Origin of the sequence: Pedobacter yulinensis, from assembly GCF_003029735.1 — a bacterium.
GTDB lineage: Bacteria > Bacteroidota > Bacteroidia > Sphingobacteriales > Sphingobacteriaceae > Pedobacter > Pedobacter yulinensis.
On the sequence record NZ_KZ686268.1, the window covers coordinates 1,455,824 to 1,475,454 of the forward strand.

The 19,631-nt window shown below is 51.0% G+C and carries 12 protein-coding genes and 1 pseudogene; 10 read left to right on the forward strand and 3 right to left on the reverse strand.

Going from position 1 to position 19,631, the window contains the following annotated elements:
- Positions 1-10 precede the first annotated feature (10 nt).
- Both C7T94_RS06480 and C7T94_RS06485 read right to left on the reverse strand, forming a co-directional pair.
- Positions 11-3,157, reverse strand: a complete 3,147-nt coding sequence (locus tag C7T94_RS06480) for an efflux RND transporter permease subunit (RefSeq protein ID WP_107214454.1) — start codon at positions 3,155-3,157, stop codon at positions 11-13.
- Positions 3,154-4,263, reverse strand: a complete 1,110-nt coding sequence (locus C7T94_RS06485; RefSeq protein WP_107214455.1) for an efflux RND transporter periplasmic adaptor subunit — start codon at positions 4,261-4,263, stop codon at positions 3,154-3,156. Before C7T94_RS06485 ends, C7T94_RS06480 begins: the two co-directional genes overlap by 4 nt.
- A gap of 376 nt (positions 4,264-4,639) precedes the next feature.
- On the opposite strand from C7T94_RS06485, the gene C7T94_RS06490 reads away from it, so the two are divergent.
- Complete coding sequence (locus tag C7T94_RS06490) at positions 4,640-6,415, forward strand: M61 family metallopeptidase (RefSeq protein ID WP_107214456.1); 1,776 nt, start codon at positions 4,640-4,642, stop codon at positions 6,413-6,415.
- Positions 6,416-6,480: 65 nt separating this feature from the next.
- Here C7T94_RS06490 and C7T94_RS06495 read toward each other — a convergent pair whose 3' ends face one another.
- Positions 6,481-6,951, reverse strand: coding sequence for a hypothetical protein (locus C7T94_RS06495; RefSeq protein ID WP_107214457.1), 471 nt, complete (start codon positions 6,949-6,951; stop codon positions 6,481-6,483).
- Between the two features lie 246 nt (positions 6,952-7,197).
- On the opposite strand from C7T94_RS06495, the gene C7T94_RS06500 reads away from it, so the two are divergent.
- From C7T94_RS06500 to C7T94_RS06540, 9 genes and pseudogenes are all read left to right on the forward strand, one after another.
- Positions 7,198-8,970, forward strand: coding sequence for an AMP-dependent synthetase/ligase (locus tag C7T94_RS06500; RefSeq protein ID WP_107214458.1), 1,773 nt, complete (start codon positions 7,198-7,200; stop codon positions 8,968-8,970).
- Positions 8,930-10,657, forward strand: a complete 1,728-nt coding sequence (gene ggt / locus C7T94_RS06505) for a gamma-glutamyltransferase (RefSeq protein ID WP_239494941.1) — start codon at positions 8,930-8,932, stop codon at positions 10,655-10,657. Before C7T94_RS06500 ends, ggt begins: the two co-directional genes overlap by 41 nt.
- Positions 10,658-10,852: 195 nt before the next feature.
- A complete protein-coding gene (locus C7T94_RS06510) occupies positions 10,853-12,181 on the forward strand; it encodes an OmpA family protein (protein WP_107214459.1) in 1,329 nt (442 codons plus the stop codon).
- 318 nt (positions 12,182-12,499) lie between these two features.
- A complete protein-coding gene (locus C7T94_RS06515; RefSeq protein ID WP_107214460.1) occupies positions 12,500-12,928 on the forward strand; it encodes a MarR family winged helix-turn-helix transcriptional regulator in 429 nt (142 codons plus the stop codon).
- A 44-nt stretch (positions 12,929-12,972) separates the two neighbouring features.
- Entirely contained in the window at positions 12,973-15,378 is a 2,406-nt protein-coding gene (locus C7T94_RS06520) for a 3-hydroxyacyl-CoA dehydrogenase/enoyl-CoA hydratase family protein (protein WP_107214461.1), read from the forward strand.
- Between the two features lie 189 nt (positions 15,379-15,567).
- Positions 15,568-16,746, forward strand: coding sequence for an acetyl-CoA C-acyltransferase (locus C7T94_RS06525; protein ID WP_107214462.1), 1,179 nt, complete (start codon positions 15,568-15,570; stop codon positions 16,744-16,746).
- A 116-nt stretch (positions 16,747-16,862) separates the two neighbouring features.
- Positions 16,863-17,183: pseudogene (locus C7T94_RS19710) on the forward strand (four helix bundle protein).
- Between the two features lie 44 nt (positions 17,184-17,227).
- A complete protein-coding gene (locus tag C7T94_RS06535; RefSeq protein WP_107214463.1) occupies positions 17,228-19,021 on the forward strand; it encodes an acyl-CoA dehydrogenase family protein in 1,794 nt (597 codons plus the stop codon).
- 135 nt (positions 19,022-19,156) lie between these two features.
- Positions 19,157-19,627: an FKBP-type peptidyl-prolyl cis-trans isomerase gene (locus C7T94_RS06540; RefSeq protein WP_107214464.1), complete on the forward strand. Its 471-nt coding sequence runs from the start codon at positions 19,157-19,159 to the stop codon at positions 19,625-19,627.
- The last annotated feature ends 4 nt before the right edge of the window (positions 19,628-19,631 follow it).

The following is a 19,631-nucleotide window of genomic DNA, read 5'->3' on the forward strand; positions in this document are numbered from 1 at the left end:
GTCTCTTTCCCTATGCTTTACCCTGTTGTTCCAATTGTAGCTGCTGTTCATGCCGCGCTTCCTCAGCCAGGGCGGCCTGCAGTTCAGCCTTGCGTGCATCATCATGTTTCAGGGGTTTAGACCAGTAAGAATAGATGGCCGGGATCACGAACAGGGTCAGGACCAGCGAAAACAGTGTTCCACCAACAATGACTGTTCCCATACTCATGCGGCTTTTGGCTGCAGCACCCAAGGCCATGGCAATGGGCAGTGCCCCGATCGCAATGGCCAGGCTTGTCATCAGAATAGGACGCAGGCGCGAAACAGCGGCTTCGCGTATGGCCTCATGAACCGGTTTGCCCTCTTCTTTCAGCTGGTTGGCAAACTCGACGATCAGGATGCCGTTTTTGGTTACCAGGCCGATCAGCATGATCGTGCCGATCTGGCTGAAAATATTCCAGCTTTGGCCGCATAACCACAAGGACAGGAAGGCTCCCGCTACGGCCATTGGCACGGTCATAATGATAATGACCGGGTCTTTAAAGCTTTCAAACTGTGCCGACAGGATCAGGTAAACCAGCAGCAGTGCCAGGCCGAAAGCAAAGACCGTGTTGGAGGAGCTTTCTTTGAAGTCCCGCGATTCGCCGCCGAGGTCGGTAGAAAACGTTTCGTCTAGCACCTTGTCGGCAATCTGGTCCATCGCATCGATGCCATCGCCGATACTCACGCCCGGAGCAAGACCTGCCGAAACCGTTGCAGAAATGAAACGATTGTTGCGGTACAATTGCGGCGGACTACTTTGTTCGCTGGCAGAAACCAGGTTATCCAGCTGGATCAGTTGCCCTTTGTCATTCCGTACATAAACGGAGCTCAGGTCGAGCGGGTCTTTACGGTCGGCCAGGTCGAACTGCCCGATAACCTGGTATTGCTTGCCGTTCATAAAAAAGTATGAAAACCGCTGTCCGCTCAGACCAAGCTGCAGGGTTTGCGCAATGTCGACGACAGAAACGCCCAGGTTGCGTGCTTTTTCGCGGTCTATGGTGAGGTCAAGCTCAGGTTTGTTGAACTTCAGGTTCACATCTGAGATCGTGAAAATCGGATTTTTAGAAACCTCGTCCATAAATTGAGGCACTTTTTCCCGCAACTTCTCAAAGTTCTGCGCCTGTATAATGTAGCTAATGGGCAGGCTTCCGCCGCGGCGCCCCACTGAAATGGTCGGTTGCTGGCTTACAATAACTTTCCCTTCAGGGAATTTGCGCGTCATGGCGGTCAGCTTGTCTGCAATTTGTTTCTGGCTGCGCTCCCGGGCTGATGGTTCTACAAGGCCCATGCGCACAAAACCGCTGTTCACTGATCCGGAGCCTCCAAAGCTTGGCGATGAAATGGTGATGTTGACATTTTTCTCCGGGACCGAGTCTTCGACAAGCTTGCCAACTTTCATGATGAAACGATCTGTATAGGCAAATGATGCGCCCTCTGGCGTACTGACGCTCATGTTGATTGCGCTGCGGTCATCATAAGGGGCTGTCTCTTTAGGCAGCAATTTCCAGAACAGGAAAATCAGCCCGACACAGGCCAGCAAAATGGGAACCGACATCCAGCGCCTGCTTAAAAAGCTGTTGAGGTTAGAGCGGTACGCTTCATTGAGCCTTACAAAATAGGGTTCTGTAAAGTTGTAAAAACGCGAAGGTTTGTGGCCGCCCTTTTTCATCAGGTAAGCATTGAGCATCGGCGTGAGGGTCAGCGAAACGAAAGCCGATATGAGTACGGCAGCGCCGATGACCACACCAAACTCACGGAACAGGCGGCCAACAAAGCCCTGCAGGAAGATAACCGGCAAAAACACGGCAGCAAGTGTAATGGAAATCGAAATAACGGCAAAAAAGATTTCATTAGAGCCCTTAATCGCTGCCTCAAAGGGCGACATGCCTTCCTCTACCTTCTTAAAAATGTTTTCAGTAACTACAATGCCGTCATCGACCACCAGGCCCGTAGCCAGCACGATGGCCAGCAGCGACAGCACGTTGATCGAATAACCCATGATGTACATAATAAAGAATGTAAAGATCAGGGACACGGGAATGTCGATCAGTGGCCTGAAGGCAATGGCCCAGTCACGGAAAAACAGGTAAATGATCAGGATAACCAGCACCAGCGAAAGCAGGATGGTCTCTGCCACCTCTGTGACCGATTTTTTAATGAATATCGTGTTGTCCTGCGAGACCTTCAATACGATATCTGCAGGCATGTCTGCCTTCAGTTTGTCGAAACGGCTGTAAAATTCTTTGGAGATTTCCAGGTAATTGGCGCCCGGCTGCGGAATGATGGCCACCGCTACCATCGGCTTGCCTGATTCGCGCAGAATAGTCTCTTCGTTTTCCGGCCCCAGTACGGCGTAGGCCACATCGCTCAGTTTGACTACGTTGTTGGCATCACTCTGAACGATCAGGTTGTTGAACTCTTCGGCGGTGGTCAGTTTGCCCATCGTTTTCACGGTCAGTTCTGTTGCATCGCCGGTAATTTTACCCGAGGGCAGCTCAACATTTTCGCGGTCAAGGGCGGCGACCAGGTCTTGCGAGGTCAGGCCATAGGCGGCCAGTTTATTCGGGTCTATGCGAATGCGCATGGCATACTTGCGCTGGCCCTGGATCTGAACGCTGCTCACGCCAGGAATGGTCTGGATGCGGTCTGCAATCACATTCTCGGCAAAATCGCTTAACTCGAGGGTGTTGCGTTTTTCGCTCTGAATGGTCATGGACAGGATCTGATCTGAATTGGCGTCTGCCTTGCTAACCACCGGAAGCCCGTCAATGTCCCTCGGCAGGTAGCGGCCTGCCTGCGAGACTTTATCGCGAACATCGTTCGCCGCTTCTTCTATGTTTTTTCCAAGCTCAAACTCGATCGAAATGTTGCTGGCCCCCTGGTTGCTCGAAGAGGAGATGTTCCTGATGCCGTCTATGCTGTTGATCGATTTCTCGAGCGGCTCTGTGATCTGCGATTCAATGATATCTGAGTTGGCACCAGGATAAGACGTACGAACGGATATAACCGTGGGGTCAATGGAAGGGTATTCGCGGATACCGAGGAACGTATAGCCGATAATCCCGAACAGGATCAGCATCAGGTTCATGACGATGGCCAGGACCGGCCTTTTGATACTGGTGGTCGAGATACTCATTTTCCGGGACTTTGTGCTTCTTTAGCAATGTTAACTTTTACCGGGGCACCGTCTTTGATTGACATCATGCCGGTCGTCAGCACGGTATCGCCAGGGGCAATGCCTTTGGTAACGAGGATGCTTGCAGCTGTTCGTGTTCCGGTTTCGACCGGTGTTTCCACGGCCTTGCCGCCTTTTTTAAGAAACACCACCTTACCTTTCATGACTGGAACAATAGCCTCTGTAGGCACAAGAATGGCTCCCGGTATGCGCTCCAGGGTGATCTGGATGCGTGCGAATGAGCCCGGCAGCAGTGTGTTTCCCGGATTTGCAGCCCGGGCCCGGATCTGCAGCGTTCGTGTTTGGGCGTTAATACCAGGCTCAATGGCAAATACGGTACCGGTGTGTTTTTTTTCAGAAGCGTCGGTATGAAACGAAACGGTTGAGCCAGTACGGATGCGTCCGGCATATTTTTCCGGTACGGAGAAAGTGACCTTGACCGGGTCGGTGTTAACCAGGTTGGCAATGACGGTACCTGGCGTGAGGTAGCCACCTACCGAAACGTTTCTCAGGCCGACCCGCCCGTTAAATGGCGCATATATGCTGGTCCGGGCCAGCTGCGTGCGGATCAGCTGAGTTTGTGCCTGCAGTGACCGCAGATCGGCCAGGCTTGTATCATATTCTTCCTGGCTGATGGCGCCTTTAGCGAGCAATTGTTTGGCGCGGTTTTCATTTGTGGCAGAAAGCTTTTGTTTGGTAAGCGCCTCCTGCAGCTGGGCAAGGATATCGCGGTTGTTGATCTGAACAAGCAAACTGCCCTTTTTGACCACACTACCCTCCTGGAAGTTGATTTTGGTGATCAGGCCCGGTACTTCGCTCTGCAGCTGAACCGACTCGTTTGCATCGATGGTGCCCGTTACCTCCAGCTGGTTGTTAAAGTCCTGTCTCCGTGCAATTACGCCGTCTACCGTAGCACCACCGCCAGCGCCCGGGCCGCCCTTCGCGCCGGCAGCGCCTTTACCGCCCGCTCCACCTTCGGCTTGTTTTTTATTCTGCCCGATGCGGTAATACACCAGGTAGGCAAGGCCCAGGGCCAGCAAAGCATAAAAAATATATCTTTTTTTCATTTGTGTGTTGTCGTTCTTTTATGAGACCCGCCGGTGCGCATCAACAGGAACACTTGTATCATTCGATAGTTTATTCCGACCGGATTTTCCTGTCAACTCACAAAAATATTTAATAAAATCAGCCCGCAGGGGCATGTATTAAGTATGTTACAGCCTGATCAGGAGCCGTTTCCGGGCGGTTCCCGCTATTTAAAGGGGCATTGACCCGCCTGAACAGGGTTTTGCCGAAACCGGGTGGAACCTGCGTATTCACCTTGTTACAGGCAGGGGGATATTTCTTTTGGAATCTACCGCAATCCGCTATTTTTGCGCAAATCACTTTCTTATGGTTCACCCAAAAACACTATTCGGAGCTTTTTTGCTCCTCTTTGCTGTTATGAGTACACAAGCACAGGTTAAAATCGGATTCGAGGTCAGTTTTCGCGAGCCACAGGCTCATTATGCAGAAGTGGAGATGTCAGTTTCCGGACTTGCTAGAAACTATGTAGACATCAAAATGCCTGTCTGGACCCCCGGATCCTACCTGGTGCGGGAATTTTCAAAAAGCGTCGAAGATTTTGCCGCTTCGGCAGGAGGCAAAAAACTTCGCGTCGAGAAAGTGCGCAAAAACGCCTGGCGCATATACAATGGATCGGCAAAAGCTGTAAGAATCAGTTACAGGGTGTATGCTTTCGAGCTTTCAGTGCGGACACCTTTTATCGATGCCGATCACGCCTTCCTTTCGCCGACAGGTATTTTTATGCATCCTGATGGCATGATCTCCGCGCCAAGCACCGTAAAGGTCATTCCGTTCAAAACCTGGTCTGCAGTTTCAACCGGTCTTGAACCGGTTGCCGGTCAGCAATTTACTTACCGCGCACCCAATTTTGATATTCTTTATGATAGCCCGATACAGGTTGGCAACCAGGAAGTGTTTTCTTTCACTGCCGCCGGTGTGAAACACGAAGTGGCCATGGTGGGGGAAGGCAATTATGACAAAGCCAGGCTGCAGCAGGATATGCCCAAAGTGATCGAGCAGGCAACCGCGATCTACGGCGAAAATCCTAATAAATATTACCTGTTTATTGTTCACAATGTGGAACGCGGCGGCGGTGGCCTGGAACACCTCAATTCGACCACGCTTGAGGTAAGCAGGAACACGTACGGAACGCAGGCCGGATACGAAGGTTTTCTTGACCTGGTGGCGCACGAGTACCACCATCTCTGGAACGTGAAAAGGCTGCGCCCGGTGGCACTTGGGCCGTTCGATTACGACAATGAGAATTACACTACGAACCTTTGGGTAGCCGAAGGGTTCACCTCTTATTACGAAAACAAGATCATGCTGCGGGCAGGTTTCCTCACGCCTGAAAAGTTTGTAACCAAACTGGCCGGTGCAATTGGTACGGTTGTCAATACGCCCGGTGCGCGTGTTCAGTCTGCAGCTGCTTCAAGCTATGACGCCTGGATCATCGGTTACAGGCCAAATGAAAATTCCCGCAACAACTCCATATCCTATTACAGCAAAGGCGAAGTGGTCGGAATGCTCATGGACCTTGAAATTATCCGGGCAACCAAGGGTGCAAAAAGCCTGGACGATGTGATGAAAACCATGTACTGGCAGGTTAAAAAACAAGGAAAAGGTTATACCGACGCGGAGTTCAAAGCCTGCGTGGAACAGATTGCTGGAACCAGCTTTACAGCGTTCTGGAACAAATATGTAACGGGTACAGATGAGATCGAGTATGCCAAATACTTTGGCTACGCAGGTATTGACGCTGTCGATGACAATAAAGGCAAAACACAGGCAACGACCGGTGCCACCGCAGAGGTGGGACGTGCATTTACCATTGCCAGCGTAAACAGAAATTCTGCTGCCTGGGATGACGGACTGAACGTGAACGACATTGTACTGAGCGTTGATGGGCGGGACGTGGCCGACATTCTATCGAATGTAAGGTTACAAAGCCCGAGGATCAATTTGGATATCCTGGCGCCGATTGCCGCCAAAAAGGTCGGTGATCAGGTCAATCTTCGTATCCTGAGGGCCGGCCTGGAACGGCAGATTACGCTGACGCTAAAGGCCAGCCCTGTGGTTCGCGTTAAAGCGGGAATCAATCCCAACGCAAACGAACCGCAAAAAGCAGTCTTGAAAAAATGGATGGGTTTATAAATCCATCAAAAAAAAAGACCTGTACAGAAAAATGTACAGGTCTTTTTTTTGTTTCAATATATGTGTTAGAATGCGTAGCGCAGTGAGATGCCGAAACGGGCAGCCGTAAAGTCTGTTCCCTGGGTCAGGGTAAACATCGGGCGCCAGTCGAAAGCGAAGTCGATCGGTGCGCTTGGAATTTTAAAATCCAGACCGGCAACCGGACGAAGCTGGACCGCAGTAACGCCGTCGCCGAACAGGAAGTTAGGTCCAAGGCCAAGGTACCATTGCAAGCCTGAAGCACCCGCAATCGGAGCATTGTATTGATATTCAGCACCCAATCCAACAACGTTGTTATAGAAAACAAGGTTTGCATCTACGGCATCATGGCCGGTAAAGAAGTGTTTGACATTGAAACCGACACCGGTGGCCCCATCGCCGGCATCGATACGCATACCAAGGGCTGTGCGGTATGAGCTACCCCGTTGTGCAAAGGCACTGCTGCTTACCAGGACGAAAGCCAGACATCCCACGAGAGTAAAAAATACTTTTTTCATAATCAGATAGTTTTTAAAAATGTAAATTCTGTTTTTCCATGTTTAACAACTTTTGTGCCGCAGCCAGTTTTGTTGAACGTTAGTCTTCCGGGGTTGCGCCTGCCCAAACCGGCAGACCCCTGCTCATAAAACCTTAATTCGACAAGTCAAGGCTAATTTTTTTTTATGCATGCATAGAATTTAGTAGATTTGATAAACAGCCTTGCGCTCGGGCTGTTGTTAATACGAACCAAATAGGATAAGATCATGTCAACAACGGTAACCCGGGTTTTCGACCTCCTGCAACACAGTCTCGAAAAATTTCCACAAGAGGCATTTCTGACCGACAAGGCCACCGGTAAGTGGCGAAGTTTTAGCACGCAGCAATTCTGTGAAGCCGTCGATAGCCTGAGTAAGGGGTTGTTGGGGCTCGGCGTAACCAAGGGTTCAAAAGTGGCCGTGATGTCTGCCAACCGCATTGAGTGGAACATTACCGATTTTGCGATCAGCCAGATCGGTGCTTTCCAGGTACCGCTTTATCCGACACTGCCCGAACATGATGTTAATTTTATCCTTCGCGATGCAGGTGTGTCTGTGGTGTTCGCGGCAACTGCCGATTTGCACGCAAAAATCGCGCAGGCGGGCGTTGAGGGTCTGCAAATCTATACATTCGATGCGGCACCCGGCCTTAAGAACTGGGAAACGCTGGCAGCGCAGGGGCGGGATGTGTCTGCAGACCTGCAGCAGCTGCGCAATGCGGTGACCCCTGAAGACGTGCTTACGCTAATCTATACCTCCGGAACGACCGGCACACCAAAAGGCGTCATGCTTACGCACAACAACCTGGTCCAGAACTTTCTTAATTCAGCGATCATCCTGCCGGCTGGCATTCGCACCGCACTCAGTTTCCTGCCGCTGTCGCATATTTTTGAGCGCATGGTGATTTACCTTTATATATATTCTGGCATATCGGTGGCCTATGCCGAAAGTATGGATACGATCGTTGCCGACATTCAGTACACGAAACCTGATGTATTTACAACGGTTCCGCGATTACTGGAAAAGGTTTACGATAAGATCATGGAAAAAGGAAAGGCACTTAGCGGCGCAAAACGCGGTATATTTTTCTGGTCGCTCGCGCTAGCCAATGCATTTGATTTCAGAAAGGGCAGGTGGTATGACCTGAGACTGGCACTGGCGCGTAAGCTCGTCTTTAAAAAATGGCAGGAAGCCCTGGGCGGAAACATCCGGGCGATTATTTCGGGTGGAGCGGCACTGAACCCCAAACTGGCGCGCATTTTCTGGGCCGCCGGACTGCCGGTTTTTGAAGGTTACGGACTGACCGAAACCTCGCCGGTTATTGCTGTAAACCGGCCCGATGAAACCATGTTCGGCACCGTAGGGCCCGCGCTGAACGGTGTAGAGATCAAAATAGCAGCCGACGGCGAAATCCTGACCCGCGGGCACCACATCATGAAAGGATACTACAACAGGCCTGAGCTTACGGCAGAGGCGCTTGACGCCGAAGGCTGGTTTCATACCGGCGATATCGGGGAACTGGTTGACCAGAAATACCTGAAGATTACAGACCGTAAAAAGGAAATGTTTAAGACCGCGGGCGGAAAATACGTGGCCCCGCAGCTGCTTGAAAACAAATTCAAGGAGTCGCCGCTCATTGAACAAGTGATGGTTATCGGAGAAAATCGTAAATTTCCCTCGGCGCTTATCGTTCCGGCTTTTGAAGCTTTAAAGAACTGGTGTGCCAAAAAAGGGATTTCCTATCAGAACAGCGCGCAGATTATTGCAAACGAGCAGGTTAAGGCCAGATATGAAGAGTTAATTGCCGATTATAACAAAGAGTTTGGCCGCTGGGAGCAGGTGAAACAGATCATTTTGCTGCCCAAAGAATGGAGCATAGAAGGCGGAGAACTGACGCCCAAGCTGAGCCTGAAAAGAAAGGTGATCCTCGAAAAGAACAAAGCAAACATCGAGAAACTTTATGAAGATGCCGAACGGAGCAAAGGCGCCGCAAACCACTAAAAAAATAGCTTTCTTTACCCTTGTCGTTTTCCTGTTCGGCGGTTGTGCAGGTCGCCAGCTTGGCAAGACCAGTCACCATGAATACAAACAGGGAATGGTCGTCAGCGCCAGCCACTACGCAAGTAAAGCCGGGCTTGAGATCTTAAAAAAGGGGGGTAATGCTGTAGATGCGGCCGTTGCCGTTCAGTTTGCCCTGGCCGTTGTTTATCCGAATGCGGGGAACCTTGGCGGTGGCGGGTTTATGGTTTACCGTGCTGCCGGTGGTGAGACGGCTTCGCTCGACTTCAGGGAAAAAGCCGCTGCTGCGGCGCATAAGGATATGTACCTCGATAGCCTCGCAAACCCGATCGTAGAAAAAAGCCTGTATGGTCACCTGGCAGCGGGCGTGCCTGGTTCAGTGGCGGGCATGGAGACTGCACACAAACGTTTCGGGAAATTGCCCTGGTCTGAACTTTTAAAACCAGCCATTTCCCTCGCCACAGAAGGATTTCAAGTGACAAGCAGACAGGCTGCTGAACTGAACGGACAGGCTTACCGGTTTCATAGGCATAATGCCCTTGGTACTGCACTGCTTAAAGGGTCAGGGTCCTGGAAAGAAGGTGATCTGCTTGTGCAGGAAGACCTTGCGGCTACACTCAGGCACATCGCCGAGCGGGGCGCCGCCGGATTCTACGAAGGTCCCGTTGCCGCACTGATCATAGAAGAGATGCAGCGCGGCGGCGGAATCATTTCTGCAGCCGACCTGAAAGCCTACCGCGCCGTCTGGCGCCAGCCGGTAACAGGCACCTACAGGGGGCTGAAAATCATTACCATGCCACCACCTTCGAGCGGTGGTATCGCGCTGCTGCAACTGTTGCAGTCTGTCGAGCCATACCCCCTGCAACGCTTGGGTTTTAACAGCGATTCTACCGTTCAACTGATGGTTGAGGCCGAACGCCGCGTATATGCCGACCGTGCGGCCCACCTTGGCGATCCCGATTACCATCCTGTTCCGCAAAAGCAGCTGCTTGCTGCCGGTTACAACAAACAACGCATGTCAGGGTTTGACTGGTCAAAGGCGGGCAGCAGCGCCGCGATCGCTGCCGGCCTGGCAGCGCCCGCCGAGCATGAAGAGACTACGCATTTTTCTATCGTTGACCGGGCGGGTAATGCCGTCAGCATCACCACCACGCTCAACGGTTCTTACGGCTCGCACGTGGTTGTAAAAGGCGCAGGTTTTCTACTGAATAACGAAATGGATGACTTTTCGGTAAAGCCAGGAGCCCCGAACATGTACGGACTCGTAGGCGGCGCAGCCAACGCCATAGCACCGGGCAAACGCATGCTGAGCTCCATGACGCCGACGATTGTTGAAAAAGACGGCAAATTGTTTATGGTTCTCGGTACGCCGGGCGGGTCAACCATCATCACTTCTGTTTTTCAGACCATTCTCAACGTGGTCGATTTCGGCATGGGCATGCAGGCAGCGGTGAATGCCAGGAAAATTCATCATCAGTGGCTGCCCGACGAGGTGTTCCTGGAAAAAGGTGCGGTAGACAGCACGGCCAGGCAGCGCCTGACACAAAAGGGGTACCGGTTTACCGAGCGTGGAGCCATTGGCCGGGTCGATGCAATTCTCAAAACCAAATGGGGCTATTATGAGGCCGGGGCAGACCCACGCGGCGATGATGCAGCCGCCGGCTGGTAGTCGCCGCAATCCTGAGTGTATGAAAAACTGCACATTTTACCCGGCTGGCCCTTATGGCCTGCGGCGGGCAAAATGCAGAAGAAATGAGGTCAACACGTCTGCCTGCTTTAATGTTTTGTAATTTTTGTGTCTTGGTACGGCAATTGTTCGCAGAGCTGTATAAAAAATACAACGCCTGTTAACTCAAGAAACATTATGAAAAACAGTTTATTCAAATGCCTGCCTTTTGCTGTAGCGGCACTCTTTACAGGGTCTGCCGTTCAGGCACAGCAAACAACAGCTGCAAAATCATCCTCAAGTCAATTCAGAACATGGTCTGTCGGAGCAAACGTGGGTGTTTTGTCGCCAATTTCTCCGCTCGGCGGAAAGAATGACTTCTCTAACTGGAAATCCGATCTGGGTTATGGAATTTATGTCAAAAAACAGTTCACAAATTACTTCTCACTGCGTCTTGATGGTGTTGGGGGAAAGCTGAAAGGCGATAACGCCGAGCCGTATGACAGCGGCGTAGCCAACACAAGTGCGAACCGTGCATTTGAAACCAAGCTGACTTATTCCGGATCACTGAATGCCGTGGTGAACATGTTTAATATCGACATGTTCCGCAAAGAAGACGCGCTGCAGCTGTTCGGTTCAGTAGGCGCGGGCCTTGCCGGCTATAAACCATCGGTTAACCGCGGTTCAGGCATGACAGAATACGCCCCCGGCAAAACGATTAGTGAACTGATTATTCCGGTTGGCCTGGGCGCCAAATTCAAAGTGTCAGACGGTGTCAACATCGACCTTGGCTGGACCATCAATTTCGTTGACGGTGATAACCTCGACGGAACTTATATGGGTACAAGCAATGACAAGTACAACTATGCTTACGCCGGTCTCGAGTTTGCGCTGGGTCAGGGCAAACAGCTGGCTTTCCACAATCCGGTTGCTGCAACCTATGACGAAGCCGTTCAGGCGAAACAAACCGCTGCAGCCATGAAAGCAGAGCTCGACGCACAGAAGTCAGACAACGCACGCCTTCGCGCGGAGCTTGCCGACGCGTTTAAAGATACAGACGGAGACGGCGTGGCCGACAAACTGGACAAATGTCCTGGTACGCCTGCCAATACCGTAGTGGATGGATCTGGTTGTCCGTTAAAGGTACCCGCACCGGTTGAAAAGGTTGTCATTACCGAAGCCGACCGTAAGGTGGTAGCTGATGCGATCAAAAACCTGGAGTTTGATTTTAACAAAGCGACAATCCGCGCCAAATCGTACCCCACACTGAACCGTGTTGCAGCACTGTTGATCGAGAAAAATTTCAGCCTGAAACTTGCCGGCCACACCGATAACAAGGGCAGCGACTCATACAACCTGAAACTGTCAAAAGACAGAGCAGAGTCTGTAAAAGCTTATCTGGTATCGCAAGGCGCTAACGCCTCAAGGGTCGAGGCTACCGGTTATGGCGAATCACAACCTATTGCAAGTAATGGAACAGAGTCTGGTCGTCAGAAAAACAGAAGGGTAGAGTTTACCTTGTTTTAAGCCTATTTTTCTACTACAGAAAGGCCCGGTCGCAGCAGCGTCCGGGCCTTTCTTTTTTTATAGATTTTTCCCGGGGCTGGCGCATGCTGTCCGGGCCGCAGAAAAAAAATTCAGCCCGACCTGAGGCTCGTTATGAAGAATTTTAGTGATAGATTTTTTTGTATAAATTCTTGTGCACAAGTGGTCTGGGATATTTCCTTGTTGCGCGTGCCTGCACAAACACCCACTTGTGTCATTTGATGTAAATTCTTTTGAAATGTGTTTGCATTAAAACTCTTCATTCATTAACTTTGTTATGCAAGCATAATAAAATTCGAAATGAAGCAGCACCAGACCATCGATTACCACATCAAGTTTGCCTGGCAGAACATGTTCAATAAATATAACCAGTTGGCTGCGGGTTTTGGGATTACTCAGGCGATCGGTTACATGCTGATCAACATCAACGAAGAGGGGAGTGCCGTATCTCAACTGGCCGCCCTGCTCGGTGTAAAAGCAACGAGCCTGTCGCGCATGCTGAACAACATGGAGGAACAGGGCTTAATTTACAGGGAAACAGCAGCAGGCGACAAGCGATCGGTAAAAGTTTTCCTGACCGACTTTGGCCGGGAGAAACGCCAGGCTGCCAAAAATGTCGTGCGGCAATTCAACGAATACCTGGACGGTCATTTTTCAAAAAAAGAAAAAGAGCAATTTATTGCCCTGCTTGTAAAATTAAACGAGGTAACGCTGGCCTACCCTGTCTGAGCAGGGGCGGCGATTAAACATACGAACAGAAAAGAAAGCATTGGATGAAACGAACGATTAAAAAAGTAGCCGTACTCGGCTCGGGTATTATGGGATCGCGCATTGCGTGCCATTTTGCCAACATCGGCGCAGAAGTGCTGTTGCTTGATATCGCACCGAAAGAGCTTTTGGAAGAGGAAAAAGCCAAAGGCCTGACCACTGCTGATGCGAAGGTCAGGAACCGCATCGTCGATGCGGCCCTGCAAACCGCAGTTAAAACCAATCCATCGCCGGTCTACTCAAAAAAGGTGCTGAGCCGCATCACTACGGGGAATTTCGACGATGACATGGTTCGGATCAGGGATTGTGACTGGGTCGTAGAGGTTGTCGTTGAAAATCTGGACATCAAGAAAAAAGTGTTTGACCAGGTGGAACAGCATCGCCGGCCCGGAACGCTGATCACCTCCAACACCTCGGGCATTCCCATCCACCTGATGGCTGAAGGGCGAAGCGATGATTTTAAAGCAAATTTCTGCGGAACCCACTTTTTTAATCCGCCGCGTTACCTCCGCCTTCTGGAAATCATCCCGACGGCGTTTACGGATGCGGGCGTTGTTGCTTTCCTGATGGAATACGGCGATAAATTTCTTGGTAAAACCACCGTCCGCTGCAAAGACACCCCGGCATTTATTGCCAACCGGGTAGGTGTGTACTCAATTATGGCCCTGCTGCACCTGGTCGAAAAATTGGACCTGACAGTAGAAGAAGTGGATAAATTTACAGGTCCGGCGCTGGGGCGGCCCAAGTCGGCAACCTTCCGCACCTCCGATGTAGTCGGTCTCGACACGATGATCAAGGTTGCAAAAGGGCTTTATGACAATTGTCCGGATGACAAGGCACGCGACCTTTTCAAACTTCCCGATTTTGTACAGAAAATGGAAGAGAACAATTGGCTGGGCGATAAAACCGGGCAGGGCTTTTATAAAAAAATCAAAGGCGCCGATGGAAAGAGCGAGATCCTGGCATTAGACCTGAAAACACTTGAATACAAACCACAGCAAAAAGTAAAGTCGGCTACGCTCGAGATGACAAAGCCGGTAGAAAACCTCCGTGAGCGGATGAGGATTTTTGCTGCCGGAAAAGACAAGGCTGCCGAGCTGTTCAGACATTCTTCATTTGGTTTGTTCGCTTACGTATCGGATCGAATTCCCGAAATATCTGATGAACTGTACCGCATTGATGATGCAATGCGTGCCGGATTTGGCTGGGAACTTGGCCCTTTTGAACTTTGGGATGCCATTGGCCTGAGCGCTTCGGTAGAAGGCATGCAAACTTACGGGCATCAGCCCGCAGCCTGGGTGCGACAAATGCTCGAACAGGGGCATGACACATTCTATAAGGTCGAAGACGGCCGCAAGAAATACTATGATGTAGCTACTGCCAGTTATCAGCCTGTGCCTGGCACCGAAGCTTTCATTGTGCTGGATAACCTGAGGCAGAACAAGACAGTTTGGAAAAATTCAGGCGTGTCGGTAATCGACATTGGCGACGGCATCGTCAACGTCGAGTTCCATACAAAGATGAATACGATCGGCGGTGATGTGATTCAGGGGATCAACAAAGCCATTGACCTGGCAGAAAAAGATTTTCAGGGGGTTGTCATCGGGAACGATGGCGCCAACTTCTCGGCCGGGGCAAATGTAGGCATGATCTTCATGATGGCCGTAGAGCAGGAATGGGACGAGCTGAATATGGCCATCCGGGCATTCCAGAACACCTCGATGCGGCTGCGTTATTCGTCGATTCCGGTGGTGGTGGCGGCGCACAACCTGACGCTGGGCGGCGGCTGTGAGTTTAGCCTGCATGCCGACCACGTTCAGCTTTCGGCAGAAACGTATATGGGCCTGGTTGAGTTTGGTGTAGGGGTTATTCCCGGCGGGGGCGGAACCAAAGAGTTTGCCCTGCGTGCATCAGATGAATTGAAAGATGACCAGATTGCCCAGAACACATTGAAGGAGCGCTTCCTCACGATCGGAATGGCGAAGGTATCGACGTCGGGCGAAGAGGCCTTTGAATTGGGTTACCTGCAGAAAGGGAAGTATGCCATAACCATGAACAGAAGCAGGCTGCTGGCAGACGCGAAGGCAAAGGCGCTGGAACTTGCAGATGCCGGGTATACGAAACCTGTTCAACGTAACGATATCCGGGTACTGGGAAAACAAGGCTTGGGCATTGTCTATGCCGGGGCGAACAGCATGTATGCAGGCAACTACATTTCAGCGCACGATAAAAAGATATCAGAAAAACTGGGTTATGTGCTCTGCGGAGGCGACCTCTCTTCGCCGACCGAGGTTACAGAACAATACCTGCTCGACCTGGAACGCGAGGCGTTTTTGTCGCTCGCAGGTGAGCGTAAATCGCTCGAGCGGATCCAGTCGATCATTACAAAGGGCAAACCGCTCCGAAACTGATTTCCGGAGAGTTGGTCTGCGGTCTGGCAGCTGTGCGATGGTGTGCTGCAAGACATTTTAAGTGTGTTTAGATGGGGCACAAACGATACAAAATTTAACGGGTGCAGCTTGACCTGACCCACACGATAATAACGATGTTTAACCGGGGTGCAGTTTCAGGACTTGCCTTGTGAATCAAATCTCACTACCATGCAGGAAGCATATATTATAGCTGGTTTAAGAACGGCGGTCGGCAAGGCGCCAAGAGGTGTTTTCCGTTTTATGCGGGCCGACGACCTGGCAGCGACCGTGATCCGGGAGCTTGTGGGCTCGGTAGCCGGCCTGGACAAAGAAGAAATTGACGATGTCATTGTCGGCAATGCCACACCCGAGGCTGAGCAGGGCCTTAATATTGGCCGGATGATCTCACTGATGGGGCTCGATACCGAGAAGGTGCCGGGTGTGACGGTAAACCGTTACTGCGCATCAGGACTGGAGACGATTGCTACCGCTGTAGCCAAAATAAGATCGGGGATGGCCGATTGTATCATTGCAGGCGGCGTCGAAGTGATGTCTGGCATGCCTTTCGGCGGCTGGAAGCTGGTGCCGAATCCGGAGTTGGCCAGGAGCCATCCGGACTGGTACTGGGGAATGGGCCTCACGGCCGAAGCTGTGGCGCGCGAATACCAGGTGAGCAGGGAAGACCAGGACGAGTTTGCATTCCATTCGCACCGCAAAGCAGTCGAGGCGATCCGGAACGGCAAATTGAAAGCAGGTGTATTGCCCATTACCGTGAACGAAACCTATCTGGATGAAAAGATGAAGCGCAAGACCCGGTCTTACGTGGTCGATACCGACGAGGGTCCGCGCGCTGATACGACCCTCGAGAAACTCGCCAAATTGAAACCGGTTTTCGACGCCAAGGGCGTCATTACTGCCGGAAACTCTTCCCAGACTTCAGACGGTGCAGCATTTGTGATCGTGGTATCAGAGCGCAAACTGAAAGAGCTGGGTGTGCAGCCCATTGCACGGCTGGTAAGTTATGGTGTTGCCGGCGTGCCGCCCAGAATCATGGGCATTGGTCCAATCGAGGCCATCCCGAAGGCATTGAAAATGGCCGGCATGCGCCTCGAGCAGATCGATCTGATCGAACTGAATGAGGCCTTTGCTTCTCAATCGATCGCGATCATGCGAGCACTCGGCATCAATCCGGATATTCTGAATGTGAACGGCGGCGGTATTGCGCTGGGGCACCCCCTCGGTTGTACCGGAGCCAAACTGACCGTTCAGGTGATGAACGAACTGCGCAGCCGCAACCAGAAGTACGGTATGGTAACCATGTGCGTAGGCACGGGGCAAGGAGCTGCAGGGGTTTTTGAAATGCTATAAAAATTAATTTTAGAGAAATAATATTTATATTCACTGATCAAGGAAAAAAGAAGAAAGAAAAAAGACAGATCGCAGCTCTGTGCATAATTTCAGGAAGCTTAAAATATGGAGGCGGCATCCAACTAGCAAAGGAAGTTTACATTTTTTCAGAGATACTTCCTGTCTCAGAACGTTTCGGCCTAAAAAATCAGATAGGGCGAAGTGCGGTATCCATTCCTTAAAACATTGCCGAATGCTCGTCACGAAGTTCCAATAAAGACTTTGCGCGCTTTCTGTCTATCGCACTGAGGCCTTTATTTGAGCTTGAAACGCAGTTGACTTTATGCGTAGAGTTTGGTTACTCCGATGTTTCCCGGCTTTCAGGACTTATCGGGCAAATCATCGAATTGCAACGGGCAATCGCGGCTTTTAAAAATCAATTGGGCAATTGCCAGTAGTCTTTACTTTTTCTTCTTTAATCTTTTGTCCTAATGCGTAGCAAATGGAAACAACAAACAAAAAAACCATTAAAGGAGGTGAGTTCCTGATCAGGGAAACTTCCTGGGAAGATGTATTTATTCCTGAAGAATTTGATGAGGAACAGCGAATGATCGCGCAGACCTGCCGTGATTTCCTGGAATCGGAAGTTTACCCGCACCTGGACCGGATTGACCGCCAGGAAGACCCGGAACTGATGCCGGGTCTGCTTACAAAGGCCGGCGAACTGGGTATTCTTGGCGTGTCGGTCCCGGAAGAATACGGTGGCTTTGGCAAGAACTTCAATACCTCCATGCTGGTGGCCGATGTGATCGGCGCCGGCCATTCGTTTGCCGTAGCACTTTCTGCCCATACAGGAATCGGCACGCTGCCCATTCTCTATTACGGCAATGAGGTGCAAAAAGCGAGGTATATTCCCAAACTTGCCACAGGCGAATGGAAAGCAGCATACTGCCTGACGGAACCCAATTCGGGCTCAGATGCCAATTCGGGTAAAACAAAAGCGGTGCTTTCTGAAGATGGCCGGCACTACATGCTGAATGGCCAGAAAATGTGGATCACCAATGGTGGTTTTGCAGACGTGTTCATCGTATTCGCAAAAATTGATCAGGACGAAAACCTGACCGCCTTTATCGTAGAAAAGGATTTCGGCGGAATCACGATGAATCCAGAAGAACACAAAATGGGCATAAAAGGTTCCTCGACGCGGCAGGTATTTTTTAACGACTGCCCGGTACCGGTAGATAACATGCTGAGCGACCGGCAGAACGGGTTTAAGATTGCGGTCAATATTCTGAACATTGGCCGAATCAAACTTGCTGCAGCAGCGATCGGCGCTTCGAAAGAAGTGATCAGCAAAGCGGTGAACTATGCAAACGAGCGTTCGCAGTTTGGCCGGCAGATCGCTAAATACGGCGCCATCCGCTATAAACTCGCTGAAATGGCCGCTAAGGTTTACGCTGTAGATTCGGCCAACTACCGTGCCGGCCAAAATATTGATGATGCTTATGAAGCGCTGGTGGCCGGCGGCATGGAACCCGGAAAGGCGAAACTGAAGTCTACAGAACAGTTTGCCGTGGAGTGCGCGATCCTTAAAGTTTGGGGATCTGAAGCACTCGATTACGTCGTTGACGAAGGCGTCCAGATCTATGGCGGCATGGGCTTTTCTGCAGACGCGCCAATGGACCGCGCGTACCGTGATGCACGGATTAACCGGATTTTCGAAGGCACAAATGAGATCAACCGCCTGCTCACCGTAGACATGATGCTCAAACGTGCCATGAAAGGCGAACTGGACCTGATGACCCCGGCAACGGCTGTGGCCAGTGAACTGATGGCCATTCCTGATTTCGGCGAGGCAGATGATACGCTGTTTGCCGCTGAAAAAAAGGTGATCAGTAACCTGAAAAAGGCTACCTTGATGGTGGCCGGAGCGGCCGTTCAGAAACTTATGATGAGCCTGTCTAAAGAACAGGAAATCTTAATGAATATCGCCGATATGGCAAGTTACGCCTATGTTGCCGAATCTGCTTTGCTGCGCACCGAAAGGCTGGTTCACCTGCGGGGCGAGGACGGAGCCGCAGGGCAGCTCGACCTGCTGCGTGTGTATCTGGTCGAAGCCGTGGATGCCGTGGCCAAAGCTGGCAAAGAAGCCCTTTGGGCATTTGCCGAGGGAGATGAACAGCGCATGATGCTGGTGGGCCTGCGGCGGTTTACAAAAATGGAACCCTTCAATGTGAAAGAAGCGCGTCAGCGGATCGCTGTTGGACTGATCGAAGCAAACAAGTACATTTTTTAATTGGTTAATAAATCCTGAAGCCCGGCGTAATCCGGGCTTTTTTTGTGGCCTTTTCTCAGCCTGTGCGCCCGGGCCTGTATGTTAAAATTGGTTAAAAATTGCCAGGGCGCCCGGAAAAAACTATTTTTGTGAATTATGTTAAAAACCAGGGTGCTGGCCGTTCTACTGGCCGGGATATTTTTTGTATCGTGTGCGAAGAAAGAAACGTTTGATGCAGATGCGCAGGCAAGGGCAGACGAACAGATCATCAAAGATTTTATTGCAAAAAACAACATTCCTGCAGTTCGCGATCCTTCCTCGGGCGTTTATTACCAGATCGTTACGCCTGGAACGGGAAACGTAACGTACAGTAACAATCCCGAGTTGTTTGCCAATTACACCGGGCGCCTGCTGGATGGAACCGTATTTCAAAAAAGTACGGAGCCCATCAAATTCCGTTACAGCGGTGTAATACTGGGCTGGCAGGTGGGACTTGCTAAGATCCAGCCGGGGGGGCGGATCAGGCTGATCATTCCTTCAGGTTATGCTTATGGCAGCTCCGGTTATGGAAATATTCCGCCAAATACCGTACTTGACTTTGACGTAGACTTAATAAAAGCTCAATAGACAA

Excerpts from the sequence above, each read along its gene's own strand:
- C7T94_RS06540 (WP_107214464.1), top strand. The coding sequence starts at position 19,157 with ATGTTAAAAACCAGGGTGCTGGCCGTTCTACTGGCCGGGATATTTTTT.
- C7T94_RS06495 (WP_107214457.1), bottom strand. The coding sequence starts at position 6,951 with ATGAAAAAAGTATTTTTTACTCTCGTGGGATGTCTGGCTTTCGTCCTG.
- C7T94_RS06490 (WP_107214456.1), top strand. The coding sequence starts at position 4,640 with ATGAGTACACAAGCACAGGTTAAAATCGGATTCGAGGTCAGTTTTCGC.
- C7T94_RS06500 (WP_107214458.1), top strand. The coding sequence starts at position 7,198 with ATGTCAACAACGGTAACCCGGGTTTTCGACCTCCTGCAACACAGTCTC.
- C7T94_RS06485 (WP_107214455.1), bottom strand. The coding sequence starts at position 4,263 with ATGAAAAAAAGATATATTTTTTATGCTTTGCTGGCCCTGGGCCTTGCC.
- ggt (WP_239494941.1), top strand. The coding sequence starts at position 8,930 with ATGAAGATGCCGAACGGAGCAAAGGCGCCGCAAACCACTAAAAAAATA.
- C7T94_RS06525 (WP_107214462.1), top strand. The coding sequence starts at position 15,568 with ATGCAGGAAGCATATATTATAGCTGGTTTAAGAACGGCGGTCGGCAAG.
- C7T94_RS06520 (WP_107214461.1), top strand. The coding sequence starts at position 12,973 with ATGAAACGAACGATTAAAAAAGTAGCCGTACTCGGCTCGGGTATTATG.
- C7T94_RS06510 (WP_107214459.1), top strand. The coding sequence starts at position 10,853 with ATGAAAAACAGTTTATTCAAATGCCTGCCTTTTGCTGTAGCGGCACTC.
- C7T94_RS06535 (WP_107214463.1), top strand. The coding sequence starts at position 17,228 with ATGGAAACAACAAACAAAAAAACCATTAAAGGAGGTGAGTTCCTGATC.
- C7T94_RS06515 (WP_107214460.1), top strand. The coding sequence starts at position 12,500 with ATGAAGCAGCACCAGACCATCGATTACCACATCAAGTTTGCCTGGCAG.
- C7T94_RS06480 (WP_107214454.1), bottom strand. The coding sequence starts at position 3,157 with ATGAGTATCTCGACCACCAGTATCAAAAGGCCGGTCCTGGCCATCGTC.